Raw genomic sequence first — 20,400 nt, forward strand, 5'->3', positions numbered from 1 at the left:
GTCGGTCACCTCGGTCGCTCCTCGGTGAAATGTCCCGAAAGGCGGATCGCGGTTCTGCTGCTGACCGCCGAAAGGAAACCGGTTCCAGCTGGGATATCCGTGAATGCCGACATCCGGCGCCGCCCGGATTGATGAGCCGGGCGATAGGCTCATCCGGAATCAAGCCAGTTCGAAGCTGTCCCGGGTGATCCGGAATCGGTGCCCGCCGGGCCGGGTGTCGCGACACGTCATGCCATCGGTGGCGTTGACACAGGTGTAGGGCCCGACGGTCTTGCTGTCACCGGGAGCGAGTACCGGCAACCGTGGGTCAGCGAGCGTATCTGTGACACATGCGAATCCGGCTCCGTCCGGCGTGAGGGTGATGACGTGGCCGAAGCGGATCGCCGGACAACCCGCAGGATTCGGTGGCGTGTACGTGTAGTCCTCCAGGTCGCAGCGGACGCCGGCTTCGGGACCCTCGGGAATGATCCGGCAGGCAAGATCATTCGTCGCTGACTGGAATAGCACCGGAGCCGATGTCCGGTCTTGGTACCCGGTGATGAGGGCGGTGGCTGCGCCACCGATAAGCAGTCCGATGGCGATGGCACTGTTGCGCCGGCGCTGCTTCGGTGAGTGTGTCTGCTTGGGCGGTGATATCGGCCGAGGAAATTGTTCACGGCGGTATTGGGGTGGAACGGGTGGTGGGGGGTGCTGCGGTGGTGTCGGCTGCGCGGCGGCCGCCGATCGTTCGACGTTGTGGTCGGCGGGCCCCGGGCCCCGTGCTGGTTGCGGCGGGGGAGTCGATCTCTGGGAAGGCGGGGGCGATGCCGAGGTTGTAGCTGTCCGCCGTGGCAGCTCTTCGCGTCGGAACTGGGCTGGGACCGGTGGTGGGGGCTGCGGCGGGGCGGGTCGTCGCGCCGCAGGCTTCCGGGTGGGATCGTGTGCGGGCTGGGAGCTGTTTGTCGAACGGGATTCGGGCTTGGATGGGCCGGAAGGGGGCGGTGTGGGCGGCGATTGAGCAGGTCTCGGTGGAAGGTTCCGGTTCTTGTACAGATTGTGCAATCCGGTCGCCAAGTCGGTTCTGCGGTCGGTTACCGTCCGCGGTTCGGAAGAGGTTCTCGATGCCGAGGCAGACGTATCCAGAGGCGGTGCGGTGGGAGCGCGAGGCGCTTCGGCCGGAATCGGCAGCGATGTGGAGGCGGCATTCATCGAGCCGCGGCGGCTGGCGGCATCGATGAATGCATCGAACTGTCCGCGGTCGAGGATTCGGAGGAGTCCAGCGTGGTCGAGTTCGATCTGCGGTGTCAACTTGCTGGAGTGGTCACTCGGATACAATGTAATGGCACCGCTGATCGCAACCCGTGCACCTTTGATGCCGGGCAGGTACTTCGCCCCCTTCCGCGTTGTACTTCCGTACTTTTCGTACAGTGCGTCTGCAACCGGTCCGTATCCGACGATTGTGAAGTCGCCCTGTTTGTAATCGCCCAGATTGATCACGGCGAGTCGCCCGTAGGCGGTATCGAAGACGTTGGTGCGGACAATTGTCCCGAACACCGTGACCAGCTCGCCTTCTTCAGCACGAAGTGCTTCGGCCTCGTCCGCCGCGAATACGAGCGCAGCCGGAACGCTGTGGCGCTGCTTGCTTTGCGTGGTACTCCCGCCGGCCAGTGCGGCCGAGATCTGCGGGTATGCCGTCAGGCAGGCGGCGCGGAATTGCCGGGTGCGGTGTTCCAGGCCAGGAACGCGCAACAGCTCGGTGAACAGGCGCGAGTTGTCTGGGGCCGCGAAGTCGGTGGCCTCGAAGAGGATATTCTCACCGGTACCGCCGAAGTCGTTCCACAGCGTAGGTTTATCGGCAAGTGCCGCCAGCGACAGATCGATGCTTGCTGTGGCGAACACATCCAGTCCGGAGTCGTAGTTCCGGCCGCGTCCCGGGTGCTGATAGTTGCGATGACCCTGTTCGATCGAGCCGAGATCGGCAAGGTTGTCCAGATACATGCCGTCGTAGTCGATCAGTCTGATCGAATGGTCGGCGCAGACCAGGATATTGCCGTGCTGGAGGTCGCCGTGTGCGGCACCACGGGTCTGCAACGCGGCGACTGCGTCGCGAATCCGGGCGCGGACGGTATCGAGCGAGGCGGAATGTGGTGTCTTGGACCAGTCTTCGAGCCACAGCCCGAGGGGTTTGCCCTCGACCCATCGCATGCGCACGGTGGGGTAGAATCCGCCGCCGACGAGTATTCCCTCGGGGTTGTATGTCACGGGCACCAGGAAGTCGAGATCCGAATTCGCGGTGATGAATTCGTCGATGCGTGCATAGCGATCGAACAGCTGTCGCTCGTGGCCTTCTTTCTTGTGGAAGCACCGCACGGCCCAGCGCGTCCCGCCGCTGCTGACTTGAAAGGTCGCCGCGAATCCACCGCAAGCCACCGTCGGCATCTTTTGCGGATTCAACTGTACGGTGCCGGATTTCAGCTCATTGTCGTTGCGGAACGCAATATTCGGGTTTTGTACTGCGAGTCGGTATTCGCCGAGCGACGGGAAATTCACGGCCGCACCACGCAGACGGTTGTGTCGTCATTGTCCAGACCATCGTGCAGGCGAGCGTCGATCACCCATTCGGCGAATTTTTCGTCTTCTCCGTCACATGATCCGATGTCGAGCTCGTTCACATGGCCGTAGGACCGCAGCAGGTATTTCGCCAGTGCATCCGACGCCAGGACAAAGACATCACCGGCCTGATATGAACCCTCGTCACGCCACAGCGTGGCACGGAACGACTCGTCCTCGGTCGTGCCGACCAGTTGCGGAAATCGGTTGAAGCATTTCCAGTCTTCGATCGGGCCGGCGCGAAGCAATTCGGGCCCGCGGAGGTGCAGGATGCAGGAATCACCCACTGCTACAGCTCGATACCGCATCTCTGCGCTATCGAGCTCCAGACCGACGAACGCTGCGGCGCCGCCCTCCCTGAGCTTTGCAATGGCATGCCAGGGTAGCCGCGCTCGGTCTACTTCGAGGCGCCATAGGCGGCGGAGTTCGGCCAGGACGGCGGGGTCGAACGGGTCGAGTCCTTGTCCGACGAAGGCGTGCACCAGGATCTCCGCCCACACCTCTGCCCGGGCCGAGGTCGCAGCTCCGTCCGCGACGGCGAATCGGTTGAGCCCAGCGCCGCCGCGATCATCGTTCACCCCGGGATCGCGGCCATCCTTGGGGACCCATCCGAGTGCGGCAGGTATCCCCGCCATCAGGCGTCCTCGCCTCCCCGCGGGAGGCTTTTACCATCGCCGAGCGCTTTGCGCTCGCTGTCTGGCAACTCCGCGAGGCCAGTCGGTGTTACCGAGCGGGTGCCGATATCGAGAAAGTCGATCACCGAGGTCGCATCCGCGTTGTAGAGGAATCCCCGTGATCCGACGCGTACGGGATACTTCATGCCCGCCGCAGCGTCCAGCATCGAGGGCGGCAACTCGCTGGATAGCTCGAACAGCATTACCGCATTCGGATCCGTCAGAGCAGCAGCGGAATTCGGGAACTGCACGGCCTGGTTCGGTAGGCCGGATAGGTGCAGGTTGAACACCAACGTGGGACCGTCGTCGGTGCTCGACTTGCGAATTCGCTCGCCGACCTCATCCGGGGTGCCGTCGGTACTCGCACCATCGGTCACATTGATCACTATCGGAGGGAAGCTCGTCGGATGGTCGGCACACCATCTGGACACCACGGATTCGATCGCGGTGAATGCGGCGACCATCGGAGTACCACCGTTGGCCAGGGGATCTATCCACACGGGCATGTGCTCTTGCGCCGAGATCACGCCGCCCGCGCCGTCGGGAACCCGTCGGGTCACCGTATCTACCCGCAGCGGGTTGTCGGCCACGAAGCCCACCGGAAGGATTGGGTTTTCGCGGCTACTGCCATACAGCACCGGGCCGACATCCTGGCCGTATCCGAAGACACCGACCTCGAAGTAGTTGTAGGTCTTTTCGCCGCCGTGGCTGCACCGCAGTACCGCATTCCCGAGCATATTGTTAACCGCCGCCGCCAGGGCCTCCGCCTTGGACTGGCCGGTCTCCGACCACGGTTCGGACATCGAGAACGACTGATCGATCGCAAATAGCAACAGCGCCGGTCGCGTACGGTTGATCTCTGCTGAGTACATCAGATTTTCTCCCCACTGGATCGAATCGTAACGAATAATGGTCGGTGACAATGAAATTTGGTTCGATGCCGCTTTTCATGTGCGACTGATACCGATACGACTGAGGTCGTCGTTCGAACTAGATTCCCAGGGTGGGTAATCCGTTGTCGGCGGTATCGTAGAGGCGCCACGCTGGCACCCGTACGGCCGTAATACCCTCGGCTGGATTCTCGCGGAGATCTCGCCCGAGGAGCATCAAGCGCAGATGTCGAGCGTAATCCTTGCCCTCCTCGGCTCCCGAATCCAACACGAGCGCCGTCGTTGTGCCGTCGGCCCAGTGCATTACGGCATCGGTTCGATGTCCGCAAACATCCTCCCGGACTGCGACTTTTGCATCGGCATGACGCGTGGCCAGATTGAAGAGCCGGTCGTGCAGCTCGTCCAAGTCCGTGTCCGAGAGCGATGCGTTGTCCGAGTTCACCAGTGCGGATCCGATCCTTCGCCGCGACCAGAGCTCACGGTTGCCGAAGACAATGAGGTGTGAGCGTGCGCGGGTGATGGCCACATTCCACAGATTGAGCTGGTCGTCGATCCAATTTACCGAACCACGCGGCATCTCCGGGGAAGCGACCAGCGAGTAGATCATGATGTCGCATTCGCCACCTTGGAATGTATGTACTGTCCCGACCCTGACATGGCTGAACTCGGATCCGAGTTGCTGTCGGATGAGTTCCGCTTGGGCCTTGAACGGGGTGACCACGCCTACCGAGGTGGTCTCGGGCATCCTTCCGGGTTGCAGCAGGAACCGTACGGCGGCGACCGCCAGTTTGGCCTCCGCGCGATTCATCCAGGACTTGCCGGACAGTGGCTGCTCGGCGGGGCCGGTAACGTCAGTCCAGTGGATCGGAGCACGGTCGGCGATGGCCGGGCGCCCGCGGACATCGGTCATCACGGTCAGCCTCCCGTCGTAGAACAGGCCGTTGACCAGTTCGGCGATATTCGGATGGCACCTGAAATGCTCGTCGAGCAGTAGATGGCCACCTGCGGCGCGTTCACCAGCGCGAAAGCTGGAGTGACTGCGGTATGACATGCGATGGTTCTCCAGCCACGCGAGACTCACGCCAGAGCTTTCCGCCGCCCGGGCCTCTTCGTCGGCGTCGAGTTCGGCGATATGCGGCAACTGCATCGGATCGCCGATGATCAATGCCCGGCGCGCGCGAAAGAGCAGCGGTAGTACCTGTGGAATCGAGCATTGACTGGCCTCGTCGATCACAACCAAGTCGAACAGTGCGGGCGACGGGGTGAAGTACCTGGCCGAGAGGGTGCTTACCGCCCATGCCCGGACGAAGCGGAGGGCCGCGTTGATGGCCTTCCAGGTGCGGCCGTCGGCATTTGCGTCGATAAGGTCCGCGATTGCGCGGTGCCCGTTGCTGGCGTTCGCGCGAATTGCGTTGTCCAACACTCCAGTCGACTCTTCTCGGACTGTGTACTCGGCCGCCTGGAGTCCGTGAAGGAGCTCGAGATCGTCCGGTAATGCAATCGCTCGTCCCTGTAACGAACGCCAATTATGTTCCGCAGCAGCGAATTCGGCGAGCGCCGTGCAGGCATCCACGCCCGTGAGGCTGAGATCGGTTATGCCCCAGCGCCGTAGGAGCCGAGGCTGCCGGGAGTTGCGAAACCAGCGGGCCTTGCTTGCTCGCGTGGCCTTTCGCGCGGCGCTGTCCGGGCTGGTCTGGCCGAGTCGAGAGATCAATTCGGCTACTGAGAGTTTCAGTCGGCCGGCGGGTGCTTCCCGTGTGCGCCCCGCATCGAGCAGCGCGCGTTCGAGATCCGCGATATCCCGCAGTCGAGCCCGCTGAGCACCGAGGGTCTGATCCGCCTGGCGCAATGCCATCATCGCTGTCGCTGAATTTCTCTCCGGTGCAGGAAGCTTCAGTAGAAATCGCAGCGATTCTTCGATTCCCTTGCGGTATTCGACATTCCCGGTACGTATGATACTGCCGGGCACGATTTTCCGGGACCGTTCCCACACCTCATCGACGGCAGGGTTATTTGTTGACGCGACGAGGATGGTCTGGTCGTTGGCTACGGCAGTCGCGACGAGGTTCGTCACCAGCTGGCTCTTTCCGGTTCCCGGAGGCCCGGTCGCAATCGTCAGCCGCTGCGACATCGCCGAACGTAGAACCGCTTCTTGAGCTTCGTTGCACGGCAACGGCGTTACCAGCTGGTAGGGGCGAGTTTCGGATGGATTAGCCCCGCGCTCCCTCGGGTCAGGCGAAAGCGCACCGAGCGCCGTCTGTCCGATCTTGCCGATCTGCTGCTCGATGCTCTCGAAATCCTCCAATAATTTGGAAGTCGGACTGCCGGTGCGAGGGATCCGGAACAGAACCGCGGCATTGCGGGCTCCATCCTGCGGGATATCAGCGTCGATGCGGTCGGCCAATTGATCAGGCCGAAGTTTTTGTACGCACTCGATCTCGAGTTCCTGGGTGAGCACCTTCGCGATGTCGTTTGCCATCAGCGCATGCTGGCCGACATGCCAGCTCGGACGATACTGCTCGTTGAATGCGGTCGCCGTGCCCTCGCCTAATCGCTCCTCGAGGAGGCTGGGATGAACCACGACCGGGCCGATCGGCTCGAACCGCATCCCTTGTTCTGTGGGGACAACTTCGACTCGGCGTACCAGCAGCGGGGCGAACCGCCGCCGGGTGCGGTTGCGGTTGCGGGCTCCTGCCTGATTCTGCAGCACCACGGCCGGGTAGCCCGCCCACAACTCGTCGCCCGCGGCGGTCACCTGATCGACGAAATCGGCGGCATCGGAGGGCATTGCGACACGATGGTCTGCCTCCAGGTCGCCGGAGAGGAACCTCTCCGATCCCGTCCAACAGATATGTGACAGATCGTGGTCGTCGACCGACAGCATGGGCATGGCGTTGTGTCCTGCATCAAGGCAGCGCCGGTAGTAGTCGAATAGTTGGGGCCAGCTCGGCCGTGTCGATGCCTTCACCGCGCCCGAGGCGGAGGCAGCGTCGCGTCTCTCGTCCACACCTCGGGAGACCGACGTCAACGTCGGCGGTCCCTGCGGGCGGGACGCGATGACGATGCGATCATCGACGAGCACGGCGGACTTGACCGGAACCTGGATGGCACGCGCACGCATTCGTTGGTTGACGTAGTCGAACAGATCGTCGACTGTAACTTCACCGGTTTCTGGTCTGGCCGCGTCCCCGTTGCGCAGCGCCTCGACGATTTCTCCGGTGAACACCGAGGGGGTGATGACGGCGGCATCGGGAGACCCGGCGAATGAATCCTCCCCGGCCCGGGAGGACGACAACACGAATACGCCGCGGCTCTCGATCGGTGCTCGTTCTCGAGACTGGCTGGTTCCTTTGGCAATTCGATCTTCGGTACTCAACCCGAGTGCGAAACCGCCACTGCGGCAACAGTCGATCATCAAGAGCTTCTGCGGGGCCACGCATCGCTCGAGTTGGGTGTTGACGAATCCCGCGCCGACGGCGGTAGTTGCCACTTTGTCGTAATCGGAATCCGTTGCTATGAACTGAAATTCGCCATTGGACTGTACCAATCGGGTGCCATGGCCCGAGATGTACAGCAATGCGAGCTCGTCCTCGTCGCAGCTTTCGAGAAAGACCTCGATCTCGTTGCACATCTGTTCGGCGGTGCAATCCGCAACCGAACGCACCTCGTCGAAGGCGCCGATCTGTCGATTCGACAGAACTTGCGCCAGTAGCGAGACGTCGGCGCGGACGGACGGAAGCGGTGCGAAGCGATGGTCGGCATACTGCTCGTTGCCGATCAGCAGTGCTCGGCGCCGCAACCCCGGGGTCACTTTCCTCCGGCCTTCCGGTCGGACGTTGGATCGTCCGGGGCAGTCGGATCTCCCGCGGCATCCATCGTGAAGAGGTCGATGATGTGTTGGAGTTGGTTGTCTGGGCGGCCCACGATGGTCGCCTTATTTCCGTTGTACGTGAGTTCGACTCTGCGGTGTCGATCGCGCGCACACCACTCCTTGATGAGCGTGACCAGAACGCGCGCTCCCGCGGCCGCGGTCGGGGCGGCAACAGAGGCCCACAACACCAGATCGCCGGTGGCGCCGCCCTTGTGATTTCCGGCAGCCCGCGTTCCGTTGTTGTCGACGAATCCCGCTGTCAGTCCCTCTGCTGTGTCGAGTTCGGCATATAGCTCGCGTGTTTGTCGCTCGGCTCGGAGTGTGTCTCCGCCGGCGGCGACCTGTATCAGCCAACCGTCCATCTCGAACATAGCTCCCCCTCGATCTCGGTGCGCGCACAATGCTTGGTGCGCATGGGCGTTCGCGTCGGATCCTACAACGGTGCAGATCTCATCGCTTGACGAAAATATTTGTAGCAGTTGGCATTTCACTTGAGTAAGTGGTGTCGCGACATCGCTGCAGTGGTCACTTCGCTTGCCGGTTCGGGCTGCGCGGGTACCGATCCCGAGTTCGACCGCACCACCGTACTGGCTCGAATCAGGTTCCGGGAGAGAGGTTTTCCGCTGGGGCCAAATGGTTACTCGGTGGGTCTATCGAGAGCCTGCGTGCGCCGAACTCGTTGTCGGACGGTAACAGATTCGTCGCGCGAACGAGACCGGGACATGCCTGTCGGATTCCCACCCATCGGAGCCGCGCCGACGGGGAGCGTCATCGCGAGCCCGGATCTGCCATGATGTCTCGCTGATCATTCGGGCATCGAGGACTGACACTCCAGGTCGTCATCTGTCAGAATGGCTCTCTCAGAGCAGTTTTCGTCCGAGAAACCTGAGCAACAAGGACCGGTGTGACGACACAATTCCAGGGTGGGGGTCGGGAACTCGAGCTGTTCGAGAAAGTCCTGACCGGATGGCGAAAGTCATTGGTCGATCTGAGTGGCCGAAACCGACTGCTCAATTTCCGGCACACCAAGGCGGCGACACTCGAGATCTCTGCGCCGTCAGCGCAGATATTGATCGAGGGACTGGAGCGAGGCATGGGCTTCGCCCCGCTGCCTGATGCCGAACCGACGCTGGAAGCAAAGGCCGATCCCGGTCCGCCCATCGAGATTCTCGGTAGTCCCGGGCGCGAGATTGTCACCCAGAAGAAGACCAGAACTGCTTTGGAGCGGGCGCTGCTGAACCTGCGGAGCAAGTCGACGCAGCTGTTCAATGACTACGGTCTCTGGACGCTCCAGCTCGGCGTCGGGATGCTGCACTGGGGCGAAGAGGGCGCCGAAACGGGCAGCGATGCACCGCTTGTCCTACTGCCGGTTCGGATAGAGAGGACGTCTACCGGAGCCTTTCGACTGAAGGTCAACGATGAAGACGAGCCTCGACACAACCCTGCTCTTCGCGTCAAGCTCGAGCAGCTATACCTCGATTGGGATTCGGTCGGCGAACAGGACCCGATGGACCTTCCATCGGTACAGGCGGCAGTGACACACGCTATTGGAGGGAGGCGCGGTTGGCACCTCTCCGAGCGGGTGGTGATGGCGTTGTTCGCCTCGCACAAGGAATCGATGTACCAGGACCTGCTCGAGAATCAGAACCACGTTATGCGTAGCGATCTCGTGCGTGCCGTGGCGTTGGGGCCTCGCGCGACCCTGGCGTCCGATCGATTCGACTTCGAGGAGATCGATGTCAGCCGGATCGATGAGATCAGTCCGCCCGAGGAGACCCCTCTTGTACTCGACGCGGATGCCTCACAACGACAGGCCGTGGCTGCCGCCGTGGCAGGTCACTCGTTCATACTCGATGGCCCTCCTGGCACCGGAAAGAGCCAGACGATCACCAACATGATCGCGGCACTGGTGCACGCTGGGCGCAGCGTACTCTTCGTTTCGGAGAAGGCGGCGGCGCTCGACGTTGTCCTCAACCGGCTGGGATCGGTCGGCTTGGATTCTTATGCGTTGGCCTTGCACAGCCACAACACCAGCCGCAAGGCGGTTGCCCAGGAATTGGGGCGCGCTCTGACCGAGGAACCGCTCGCCCGCGGACTGTCCGAGCACGAGCTGGTCCGTGCTCGCGAGACTCGGGAAGCACTCAGCGGATACGCCGAGGCAATGAACGAAGTTCGTTTGCCACTCGGCGAGACCTTGCACGATGTCGTCGGGAAGGTCAGCGGACTGTCCGACATCCCGGCCGCATACCACCTTCTCAGGATCGAGAACTCGGGCCGACGAGATGACGGATTCCGGGCACAAGACTTGAGCGGCAGAGATCTGTCGAAGATCCTCGACGTCGCAAGCACGATCGCCGGCGTCTGGGATGCTGTGCTGGATCCCATGTATCCGTGGCATGACTTGCGCGCTCAGGCGGTAGCTCCACGGCGCAGCCTGGACCAGGCCATTACTGCGCTCGCCGGTCTTACGGCGGTTGTCGATAGCTATCGAGAACTCGCCCGCACCGACGAATCGATGAATAACGAACCCGGTTTGGATCGACTGGCCGGTCTGCTCGAATTGCTCGGTTCGGGCTTCTCAATTCCCGAAGCATGGTTGACAAGTCGGGAATTCGCCGATGAGATCGACGGCCCCGTTGACGCCTTCGTCGCCGAGCTGAGAACCGTCCGGTGGGCACGCACTGCGGCGGCCCAGGCGGCGGGCGAGCGTTGGGAAGAGTTGTCGGGACGACTGACGACAGAAATTGGTGACGCGGAGCGCGCACTCGTCAAGCTATCGCCGTTGGCACTCGACCCTGCTGGTTGGAACGAGCCGGACGCGCGACGAATCAGCCGGGAGTTCGCGAACGAGGCACTGAGCCTCGAATCGATGAACCAGGCCATCGTAGACATTGCGCGGGAACTCGGTCTCGATCCTCCGCACAGCTCGGCTGGTGCGCGGGATATATGCGAAGTTGTTGCCTTGGCTGGTATTTCACAGCGTCCGCCGGAAGCGTGGCTGGCGCCGACCGGTGCGCGCGAAGTCGATCGTGCGGCCGTCTTCGCGGTAGCCGACGGCTTAGCAGAATTCTTTGCCCGGTGTGACCGCGTACGCGCGGCTCAGCAGCGTGCGATCACCCAGGCTGGACCAGGTTGGGCTGAGCTGTCCCCGGATCCGGAGCCGCCGCCCAGCGAGCTCATGCTGGCCGAACTGACGCCGGTCGGATTGGCGATCGCGCCGCTGACGCATCGGCAGGTGGGTGAGCTGAGCCAGTGGTTCAATGCCCTGTCGGATGCCCTCGAGTCGGCCGAAGGTCATGCAGTTGTCCTTGCGGTTCAGTTGGGTTGTGCGGAGCCGACGACGATCGAGCAGGCCGAGGATCTAGTGGTTCTTGTCGGGTTGTGTCGGGCTGAGGACCGCCCGCTGGTCACCTGGTTCGATCCGGAAGTACTGCCGAAGGTCCGCAACGCCTGTGATGAGATCGATTCTGCGGTAGGGGAATTGATAGCTGCGCGGCGGTCCGCCGAGGAATTGTTCCTGCCTGATATTGTCAATTCGCCAGAGCTGCCCGGGGCGATCACCCGGTTGATGGAAGGGCCGCGCGGGATCAGTGGCTTGCTGTCGAGCCGGGTGCGCGCAGACCGCAAGTTGATTGCTGCGGTGACCACCGAAGGGTCTTGGCGGAGTCAGCTCTATGACAAGCTTCCGCTCGCGGCCACCTGGTACGCGGCGCATGATCAATTGCGCGGACTGACACGCGCCCATGCGGACCTGCTCGGCCACTACGTCGACGCGGACCTACCGGACGTCACGAGGTTGCGTGCCGCCTGCGCCCGAGCCGAACAGGTGCATAGTTTGGCCACCGCGACGGTCGGAGACCCACACAGGCGGCGGTTGCTCGCAGGTTGTCTCGCCCACGGGCAAGTGCCGCAAGCAGATTTGCTTGACCGTAGCATCAGTCTCGGGCACGAACTGACCCGCTGGCGGGAGGATTCGACTCGTCTGCCGCTGTCGGCCTACGCAACGGAACTGTCCAAGAGAGCACCGGGGCAGGTGGCGCGCTGGCTGCGCGCTCACGTCGATCCGCTGCAGCGAGCGGAAGCATTAGTGGACACCATCACCACGGTGGGCGGTCGCGGGCGCGACGGGGGTGCCGAGTACACGATCGCAGCGGCACGATCAGCGATCGCCGATGCCCTTACGGCCCAACGCGAAACAGCGGAGTTCGATAGGCGAGAACCGTCGGATCGCCTGCTCCTCGGGCCGTGGTATCGAGGGCTCGAAACCACGGCCGAGAGTCTGACACTGCCTGCTCCGGGTGACGTGGCCGAATTCGAGGCACCCGGTGACTTGTTACGACGTGGCGTCGTGTTGGTTCGCGAGGCGCGGACACCATTGGTCACCGACAAGCAGGCCGCATTGCTGGGTCGGTACGTCGACAACCATCGTGTGGACATCCACGCACTGAGCCGCGCTCTGGAGGCTGCGCACACGGTTGCTCGACTGGCCCCGGAAACACTTGCAGATCCAGATCGCCGTAGCCTGCTCTCAGCGGCAGTGGCTGATGGGCGCCCCGCCCGCCCTGATCTAGAACTACGAGTTGAGCGGATCACCTCCCAACTCGACGCCTGGGAGGAGCGCACCGGGCGAGCGGATTTGGCTGCTGCCGCACCGGTGCTTCGCGCTGGCCCTTTCGATGCGGTGGCGCAGTGGCTTCGCGCACACGTCGAACCCTTCGAGGATGCCGCTGACTTCATCCGGTCCGTATCTCGTGTAACGGGTGAGAACAATGGCATGACCCTTGGGAAGGCTCGCGCTGCGGTCGCAGCTGTAGTCAGTGCGCGGGCTGCCGAAGCGGAGTTCGAGGCGTCCGACGAGCGTTGGTGGGAGCTCCTCGGGGATCAGTACGAGGGGGTCGATACCGACGTTGACGGTTTGACCAATGCACTTGATTGGGCACGGAAAGTGCGCAGAGCCGCAAATCGCACGCCTAACCGCAAAATTGGGCATGGCAGACGGGCACGCGACATCGGCCAGACGGTGGGCCAGGTGCCGTTGTCTGCGGCTGCCGCGCAGACGATGCTCACGGCTCCTGCCGAACTCAGGTTTCCTGAGATCCGAAGTGAATGGGACCGTGTTCGCGAGCAGCTTGCAGCAATGTTCGAAACCGAACGGGCACGCCAGATTCGCGCTGAGTTGGCGAGCGATCTGCCCGCCGCCGAGAATCTCCTGTCGCGATTGGAGAATGACTCGCACGGCCCCGAGGCATGGCTGTCTTATTGCGCGGGGTTGAGTGGGCTTGCGGAATACGGACTGGGAAATCTGCCAGCTCAGCTCGCCCAGCAACGGATCGACGCCGCAGAGTTCGCGGCTGTTGTCGAACGCGCATTGCTGACCGCATGGGCCGAGCACTACTTTGCCGCCGATGCGCGACTGCGGCCGTACCACGCTGACGATCGTGATCGGCTCGTGGAGCAGTTCCGTGAGGTAGACCGTGCGCTCGTCCGGACTGCGCCCGCCGCGGTGATGGCCGCGGGCAATGCGCGGCGTCCGCGCCGGACCACAGTGGGATCCGCGAGAATAATCACGCGTGAGGCAGAGAAGCAACGTCGTCACCTGCCGGTCCGGAGGATCTTGGAGGAGGCGCGCGATGTCGTTCAGCTGATCAAGCCGTGCTTCATGATGAGTCCGCTGACGGTCAGTCAATTCCTTCCACCCGACTTCCGCTTCGACGTTGTCATCTTCGACGAGGCATCGCAGGTGCTGCCGGAGGATGCGGTCAACTCGATCTATCGCGGAAATGCGCTCATCGTGGTGGGTGACCAGAAGCAGTTGCCACCAACGTCGTTCTTCGGTGCAGCGGGCGCCGCTGACGACGACGATGAATGGGTCGACAACGACAGCGACGCCTTCCAATCGGTCCTCGATGCATGTAAGGCCAGCGGCGTACTGCGTGATTTGCCGTTGCGGTGGCACTACCGCAGTCGACACGAGAATCTGATTGCCTTCAGCAATCACGAGTTCTACGACAACACGATGGTCACCTTCCCCGGTGCGCTGGAAGATGGACCGGATATAGGTGTGGAGTTCTTCCAGTCGAACGGCGTCTACGACCGCGGTGGGCGCAGCGACAACCCTGGTGAAGCGGCTGTGGTCGCCCAGCGAGTCGTCCACCACTTCGCGACCCGACCTTGGTTGACACTCGGCGTGGTTGCGCTGTCGAAAGCACAGGCGGAGGCCATCGAAGCGGCTGTTGCGAAAGCGAGAGCCGACCGGCCAGATCTGGACATCTATTTCACCGAGGATCGACTTGCAGGCTTCTTTGTCAAGAATCTGGAGAACGTCCAAGGCGATGAGCGTGACGTCATCATTCTGTCGATCGGCTACGGACCCGACAAACAGGGAAAGCTGCACTCCGCATTTGGTCCCATCAACCGGCCCGAGGGGTGGCGGCGCCTGAATGTCGCGGTGACCCGCGCGCGTCGACGCCTCGAAGTGGTGGCGTCCTTCCGCGGTGGAGACCTGCCGGAGAGCAGCAACAAAAGCGTCCGGCACCTCGGTCGCTACTTGAAGTACGCCGAGCACGGCCCCGGGGTACTCGCGACAGCGCCCGCCGACGTGGACGCCGTACCCGACAGCCCATTCGAGGAGCAGGTCATCGATGTCCTTCGCGACTGGGGCTACGATGTTCAGCCTCAGGTAGGGGTTGCGAGCTACCGGATCGACATGGCGGTCCGCCACCCAGCTGCCCCGGGCGTCTACGCGCTCGGCATCGAATGCGACGGGGCTATGTACCATTCGTCGCGCGCGGCTCGCGATCGAGACAGGCTGCGCGAAGCCGTGCTACGAGATCTCGGCTGGAAGCTGCACCGAATTTGGGGAACAGACTGGTATCGCAATCGAGAGGCCGCCATTCGTAGTCTCCGCACGGTAGTGGAGGCCGCGTGTGCTGCCGATCCACACGCGACGACACACGACCGGATCGAGAGTGCGACCCGGCAGGCGGCAGTGGACGTTCATGCGAACGACGATGAGGCAAAGCCGAACTCGTCGACTGTGCGATTCGCGCCGGTCGATCATGAACCGGTGTTGTGGACTCGACCCTACCGAGAGGTCGGGACAGCGGAACTCGTCGAACTCCACCGTGTCTCGGCACACCGACTTGGGTTGGAATCCGTGCCACTGCGGGACCCGGATACCTTCGAACTGGTGGCGGACATCGTCGTGTATGTGGTGGAAGTCGAAGGGCCGATCGAGGAAGATCTGCTGTTCACTCGGGTGCGAGTCGCGTGGGGCCTGGCAAGGTCGGGTCCGGTCATCCAGGAGCGAATTCGGGAGGTGCTGCGGTGGCTCGGCCGGAAGGGAATCATCGTTCGTGTCGATACTGCCTACGACCGGCCGGATCGAGAGTTGCGTTTTGTGCGCACGCCAACGTCCACGTGTGAGCGTGCTGTCCGGCATGTTCCGCTGGTCGAACGTCAGCTCGCCGCAATCCACGTGATCACAGACAACGTTGGGGTGCGGCGTGAAGAACTGCTCTCGGAGGTTGCTGGTGTATTCGGTTGGACTCGTGTCCGATCGGAAATCCGCGCCACTCTCACAGCGGATCTCGATAGCCTTATCGAGTCGGGTGTTATCGACGAGACCACGCTCGGCCTAACCGTCTCAGGTCGAGCCGCACCTGGCGATTGAGAAGCCCGACGGGCATCTAGTACTTCGGGCGAATGCGTCAGGTACCAATGACGTGGCGTTCGAACCTGGAGAAGTTTAGCTGCCAGGTTCGAACGCCGTTATCAGTTATCAGCTGCCGAAGCGGGCCAGGACGGCGCTGGCTTCCTGAGAGGCTGTGCCTTCCTCCGCGAGATGGGCCATGGCCGGGGGGATTTCGCGGTTGTGGTGGGCCATCGCCTGAGCGTAGAGGCGGCCCGCTCGGTAGGACGAGCGGACCAGCGGGCCTGCCATGACTCCGGCGAAGCCGATTTCCTCGGCCATCTCCGAGTGCTTCACGAACTCCTCCGGCTTCACCCAGCGGTCGACGGGGTGGTGGCGGGGGGAGGGCCGGAGGTACTGGGTGATGGTGAGGATGTCGCAGCCCGCCTCGTGCAGGTCGCGCATGGCTTGGGTGACTTCCTCCGGCGTTTCGCCCATGCCGAGGATGAGATTGGACTTCGTGACCAGACCGGCCTCACGGGCGGCGGTGAGGACCGCAAGGGAGCGCTCGTAGCGGAAGGCCGGACGGATGCGCTTGAAGATGCGGGGGACCGTCTCCAGGTTGTGGGCCAGGACCTCCGGGCGGGCGGAGAAGACCTCGGCGAGCTGGTCCGGATCGGCGTTGAAGTCGGGGATGAGGAGTTCGACGCCGGTGTTGGGGTTCAACGCCTTGATGGCGCGGACGGTTTCGGCGTAGAGCCAGGCGCCGCCGTCTTCCAGATCGTCGCGGGCGACGCCGGTGATGGTGGAGTAACGCAGGCCCATGGCCTGGACGCTTTCGGCGACGCGGCGTGGTTCGTCGCGGTCGAGGGCGGCGGGTTTGCCGGTGTCGATCTGGCAGAAGTCGCAGCGGCGGGTGCATTGTTCGCCGCCGATGAGGAAGGTGGCCTCGCGGTCTTCCCAGCATTCGAAGATATTGGGGCAGCCCGCTTCTTCGCAGACGGTGTGCAGGCCCTCGCGTTTGACGAGACCCTTGAGTTCGGAGTACTCGGGGCCCATGGTGGCGCGGGTGCGAATCCACTTGGGCTTGCGCTCGATCGGGGTCTCCGCATTGCGCGCTTCAATCCGCAGCAGTTTGCGTCCTGCCGGTGCTTGAGCTGAGGTCACCGCATCGACCTTACGCCTGCGGTTTCCGACGCCGCGGAGGCCGTCTCGTCACCGGTGGCGGGCGTGGTCGCGTGGGCTGCCGCATGCTTGCTCGTCGCGGAGTTCGCGGCGGCCTCGGCCGGGCTGTCGGCGGTACCTGCTTCGGTCTCGGTGCTGGGAGCACTGCCCGTCGGGCTGGTCGCGGTGTTCGCCGGGTCTGCCGCAGTGGCGTCAGCTGGAGCGTTCGTGAGGGCGGTGTTCGTCAAATCTGCTGCGGCGGTGGCTATTGGGGCGTTCGCACCAGCGGTGTCGGCCAGGTTTGCCGCAGTGGCTGCTGGGGCGTTCGCGAGGGAGACGTTCGCGAGGTCTGGGTCAGCCGGGCTTTCCGCAGTGGCGGTATTCGCGATGACTTGTGGAGTCCCAGTCTTGGCCTCTGTCGGGCTGGCCGAGGTGTTCGCCGGGCCTGCCGCAGTGGCGTCAGCGGGAGCGTTCGTGAGGGCGGTGTTCGCCAGGTCTGGGGTAGGAGCCTCAACAGGGCCTTCCGCAGCGACGGCGTTCGCGGCGACGTGCGGAGTCCCCGTGATGGCCTCTGCCGGGCCTGCCGCGGCACCGAAGACGGTATCCGCGGGGCTCGTCGCGCGGCTGAAAGCGGCACCCGTGGAACCCGGGGCCGGGGCGCAGCGCGGGATGTCGCGCGCGGTCACCGGGAGTTCGCCGTTCAAAGCACGCGCGATCGCATCGGCGACCAGCGGCTTGACCTCGGCGACGGTGACCTCACGGCCGAGCTCGCGGGTCAGCGTGGTGACGCCCGCGTCGCGGATGCCGCAGGGGATGATCGCCTGGAAGCCGTCCATCGCGGAGTTGCAGTTCAGCGAAATGCCGTGCAGGGCAACGCCGCGCTGTACGCGCACGCCGATCGCGGCGATCTTGCGTTCGGCGTAGAGATCGGTGGCGGGCAGCCACACTCCGGAGCGGCCCTCGATGCGGCCACACGTGACGCCGAGATCGGTACACACCGTGATGAGCGCCTCCTCGAGACGCCGCACGTACTGAACGACATCCACCGGCTCGGCCAGCCGCACGATCGGGTAGCCGACGAGTTGGCCAGGTCCGTGCCAGGTGATCTTGCCACCGCGATCCACCTCGACCACCGGGCTGCCGTCGATGGGCAGGTCCTCCGCCTCCGTGCGCCGGCCCGCGGTGTAGACCGAGGGGTGCTCGAGCAGCAGCAGGTGGTCGGATCCGATGCCGTCGGCTCGCTCCGCGGCGATCTTTTTCTGCAGGTCCCAGGCCGCAATGTAGTCGATCAGTCCGAGGTCCTCGATCACGATCGGGGTGATGTCGAATCGGGCGGACCAGGTGGTGCGCGTGTCGTTCACGCCCCTGACGGTACGCCCGCGGCGATTATCCGCGATAGTGAGCGGGTGTGGTGGACGCCACACGATTGCCGGTTTGCCGGTGGGCACGCTGACGACCTGCGCAATGTCGCTCGGCGGGGGCTGCCGCGCAGGCAGGATGGGGCATCTTCGTCTCATACAGCGGGACGGACTGGGGAGTTCCAGGGCCGCGCTGGAGGCCCGCCGGTCTGTGCGGACATTCGTGCCGCTGTCGGACAGGTTTCCGTCGAAAAGTGTCGAAGAATGTCCGCCTGGACCGGTTCGGAGTCGGCACCGCTCGCCGAGGCGACGGTTCCGCCCGCAACGGCGGGGGCGGGACTATCGAAAATCCACCGGCAACGTGAGCTGCATGAGGGTCAGATCCATCCAGCGGTCGAATTTGCGCCCCACCTCGGGCAGTTGGCCGACGATGACGAAACCGAAGCGTTCGTGCAGCGTGATGGATCCGGTGTTGCCGGATTCGATGGCGGCGATCATGGCGTGGACGCGGCCGGATTGTGTGGCGCGGGTGATCAGTTCGGTGAGCAGGGCGGTGGCGAGGCCGCGGCGGTGGAATCGGTCGGCGACGTAGACCGAATTCTCCACGGAGTAGCGGTAACCCGATTTGGGGCGCCACTGGCCGTAGCTGGCGTAACCGGCGACTTCGCCGTCGAGTTCGGCGACCACGATGGGCATATCGGCGGCGGTGCGGGCTTCGAACCAGGTCCGGCGTTCGTCGAGTTCGACCTGCTCGGTATCCCAGATGGCCGTCGAGGTGGCGATATTCGCGTTGTGGATCTCGAGGATCGCAGGCAGGTCACTGTCCCGGGCATCGCGGATGACGGTGGCGGGGCGGGTTTCCAGTGCGGTCAACGATTCTCTCCGTATTCGGCCGGATGCCGCACGCAGTGCCGACTGCGGGCGAGGCGACCCGGGGGCCGCGACGGTCTCTCGACGTGGTCGCGGCCGTTGACAAGGGCGGATGTGGTTGTCACCCGCCCGGGTGATCGGGGCCGCGACCCTGGCGGGTTGTCGGGCCGAAGGTCCCGATCAGGCGGTCGGCCGACCCCGGATGATCGGGGCAAGCAAGGACACGTCCACTGCACCGATCATCGCGCGTACCGCGGGGGCGCGGCAATGCGGGCTGGATCACCTGTTGTCTTCTGTCCTCCGGCAGTCACCGGGTGAGTCCGGGAAGTTCTGGTGCTTGCGGCCACATGGTCGCGTCGGACACGGTGTCACGCCGACAGGTCGGCCGTGCTCGGCTGGCCCGCAAGCCGCCGATCACCGCGGCAATGCGGGTTCGGTCACCTGGCGGTGCTGTCCTTGCCGACCACGGCCGCAAGGGCGGACCCGATGGTGGGGTGATGGAAGGCGTAACCCGCCTGTTCCAGGGCGGTGGGGATGGCGCGCGGACCGCGCAGGATCGCCTCGTCGGCGAATTCCCCGATGAGTGCGCGCAATGCGATCGCTGGCACGACGAACGGCGTGGGACGGTGCAGTACCTTCCCGAGCGCGCGGTTGAATTCGGCATTGGTCACCGGGGCCGGACCGACCGCGTTGATCGGCCCGGTGACGGTGTTGTTGGTGAGCGCGAAGATGATCGCGCCGATCTCGTCTTCCATCGAGACCCACGGCGTGTACTGCCGCCCGTCGCCCAGTCGGCCGCCGAGGCCGAGCGAGTAGAGCGGTTGCAGCATGCCGAGCATGCCGCCGTGACGGGACAGCACCACGGCGCTGCGTAACAGCACCGTGCGCACGCCCGCGGCTTCGGCGGGTTCGGTCGCGGCCTCCCAGTCCCGGCACAGTGTGGCCAGGAAACCGGTTCCGGCGGGGGAGGATTCGTCGACGACCCGGTCGCCGGTGGTGCCGCCGTAGTAGTGCACACCGCTGGCGTTCACCAGCGTCGGCACGCCCGCGGCGGCGACCTTGTTGGCCAGCACATCGGTCGGTGTGATGCGGCTGTCCCGCAGCTCCTGCTTGTAGCTGCCGTTCCAGCGGCGCCGCCCGAGGCTGGCCCCGCAGAGGTTGACCACCGCGTCCGCGTCGCGCAGGGCCCGCCCGTCCAACTCGGCACGGGCGGGGTCCCAGACGAATTCGTCCGGTGCGGCGGCGGGACGGCGCACCAGACGGGCCACCTCGTGCCCGTCGCGGCGCAGGGCCGCGACGAGCGCCGTCCCGATCAGCCCGGACGAACCGGCGATCACGACCTTCATGCGTGACA

Annotated in this window: 9 protein-coding genes and 1 pseudogene; 1 reads left to right on the forward strand and 9 read right to left on the reverse strand. The window is 64.0% G+C overall.

Annotated features, from left to right (window positions below):
- Positions 1-159 precede the first annotated feature (159 nt).
- The 5 genes from AB0H61_RS15440 to AB0H61_RS15460 form a co-directional block, all read right to left on the reverse strand.
- Complete coding sequence (locus AB0H61_RS15440; RefSeq protein ID WP_357304157.1) at positions 160-2,529, reverse strand: hypothetical protein; 2,370 nt, start codon at positions 2,527-2,529, stop codon at positions 160-162.
- Positions 2,526-3,224, reverse strand: coding sequence for a hypothetical protein (locus AB0H61_RS15445; RefSeq protein ID WP_357304159.1), 699 nt, complete (start codon positions 3,222-3,224; stop codon positions 2,526-2,528). Before AB0H61_RS15445 ends, AB0H61_RS15440 begins: the two co-directional genes overlap by 4 nt.
- The gene (locus AB0H61_RS15450; protein ID WP_357304162.1) at positions 3,224-4,135 is read right to left on the reverse strand and encodes a VWA domain-containing protein; all 912 of its coding nucleotides are present in this window, start codon (positions 4,133-4,135) and stop codon (positions 3,224-3,226) included. The genes AB0H61_RS15445 and AB0H61_RS15450 overlap by 1 nt, the downstream gene beginning before the upstream one ends.
- Positions 4,136-4,253: 118 nt before the next feature.
- Positions 4,254-7,964 (reverse strand): AAA domain-containing protein, encoded by a 3,711-nt coding sequence (locus AB0H61_RS15455; protein ID WP_357304164.1) that lies wholly within the window; start codon positions 7,962-7,964, stop codon positions 4,254-4,256.
- Positions 7,961-8,395, reverse strand: coding sequence for a hypothetical protein (locus AB0H61_RS15460; RefSeq protein WP_357304167.1), 435 nt, complete (start codon positions 8,393-8,395; stop codon positions 7,961-7,963). Before AB0H61_RS15460 ends, AB0H61_RS15455 begins: the two co-directional genes overlap by 4 nt.
- A gap of 533 nt (positions 8,396-8,928) precedes the next feature.
- Between AB0H61_RS15460 and AB0H61_RS15465 the strand changes: the two genes are divergently transcribed.
- On the forward strand, positions 8,929-15,696 hold the full coding sequence (locus AB0H61_RS15465) for a DUF3320 domain-containing protein (protein ID WP_357304169.1): 6,768 nt from the start codon (positions 8,929-8,931) through the stop codon (positions 15,694-15,696).
- A 108-nt stretch (positions 15,697-15,804) separates the two neighbouring features.
- Here the strand turns inward: AB0H61_RS15465 and lipA are convergent, their stop codons facing one another.
- From lipA to AB0H61_RS15485, 4 genes and pseudogenes are all read right to left on the reverse strand, one after another.
- On the reverse strand, positions 15,805-16,821 hold the full coding sequence (gene lipA, locus AB0H61_RS15470) for a lipoyl synthase (protein WP_357304172.1): 1,017 nt from the start codon (positions 16,819-16,821) through the stop codon (positions 15,805-15,807).
- 626 nt (positions 16,822-17,447) lie between these two features.
- Positions 17,448-18,179 (reverse strand): annotated as a pseudogene (gene lipB, locus AB0H61_RS15475) (lipoyl(octanoyl) transferase LipB); the annotation flags it as partial.
- A gap of 336 nt (positions 18,180-18,515) precedes the next feature.
- The gene (locus tag AB0H61_RS15480) at positions 18,516-19,049 is read right to left on the reverse strand and encodes an N-acetyltransferase family protein (RefSeq protein ID WP_357304175.1); all 534 of its coding nucleotides are present in this window, start codon (positions 19,047-19,049) and stop codon (positions 18,516-18,518) included.
- Positions 19,050-19,483: 434 nt separating this feature from the next.
- A complete protein-coding gene (locus AB0H61_RS15485; protein WP_357304178.1) occupies positions 19,484-20,392 on the reverse strand; it encodes a TIGR01777 family oxidoreductase in 909 nt (302 codons plus the stop codon).
- Positions 20,393-20,400: the final 8 nt, after the last annotated feature.

The organism is Nocardia sp. NPDC050710 (genome assembly GCF_040654375.1).
In the GTDB taxonomy this organism is placed as follows: Bacteria; Actinomycetota; Actinomycetes; order Mycobacteriales; family Mycobacteriaceae; genus Nocardia.

What these genes read in the sequence shown, in the direction of transcription:
- AB0H61_RS15445 (WP_357304159.1), bottom strand. Translation starts at nt 3,224, where the DNA reads ATGGCGGGGATACCTGCCGCACTCGGATGGGTCCCCAAGGATGGCCGC.
- AB0H61_RS15450 (WP_357304162.1), bottom strand. Translation starts at nt 4,135, where the DNA reads ATGTACTCAGCAGAGATCAACCGTACGCGACCGGCGCTGTTGCTATTT.
- AB0H61_RS15460 (WP_357304167.1), bottom strand. Translation starts at nt 8,395, where the DNA reads ATGTTCGAGATGGACGGTTGGCTGATACAGGTCGCCGCCGGCGGAGAC.
- AB0H61_RS15485 (WP_357304178.1), bottom strand. Translation starts at nt 20,392, where the DNA reads ATGAAGGTCGTGATCGCCGGTTCGTCCGGGCTGATCGGGACGGCGCTC.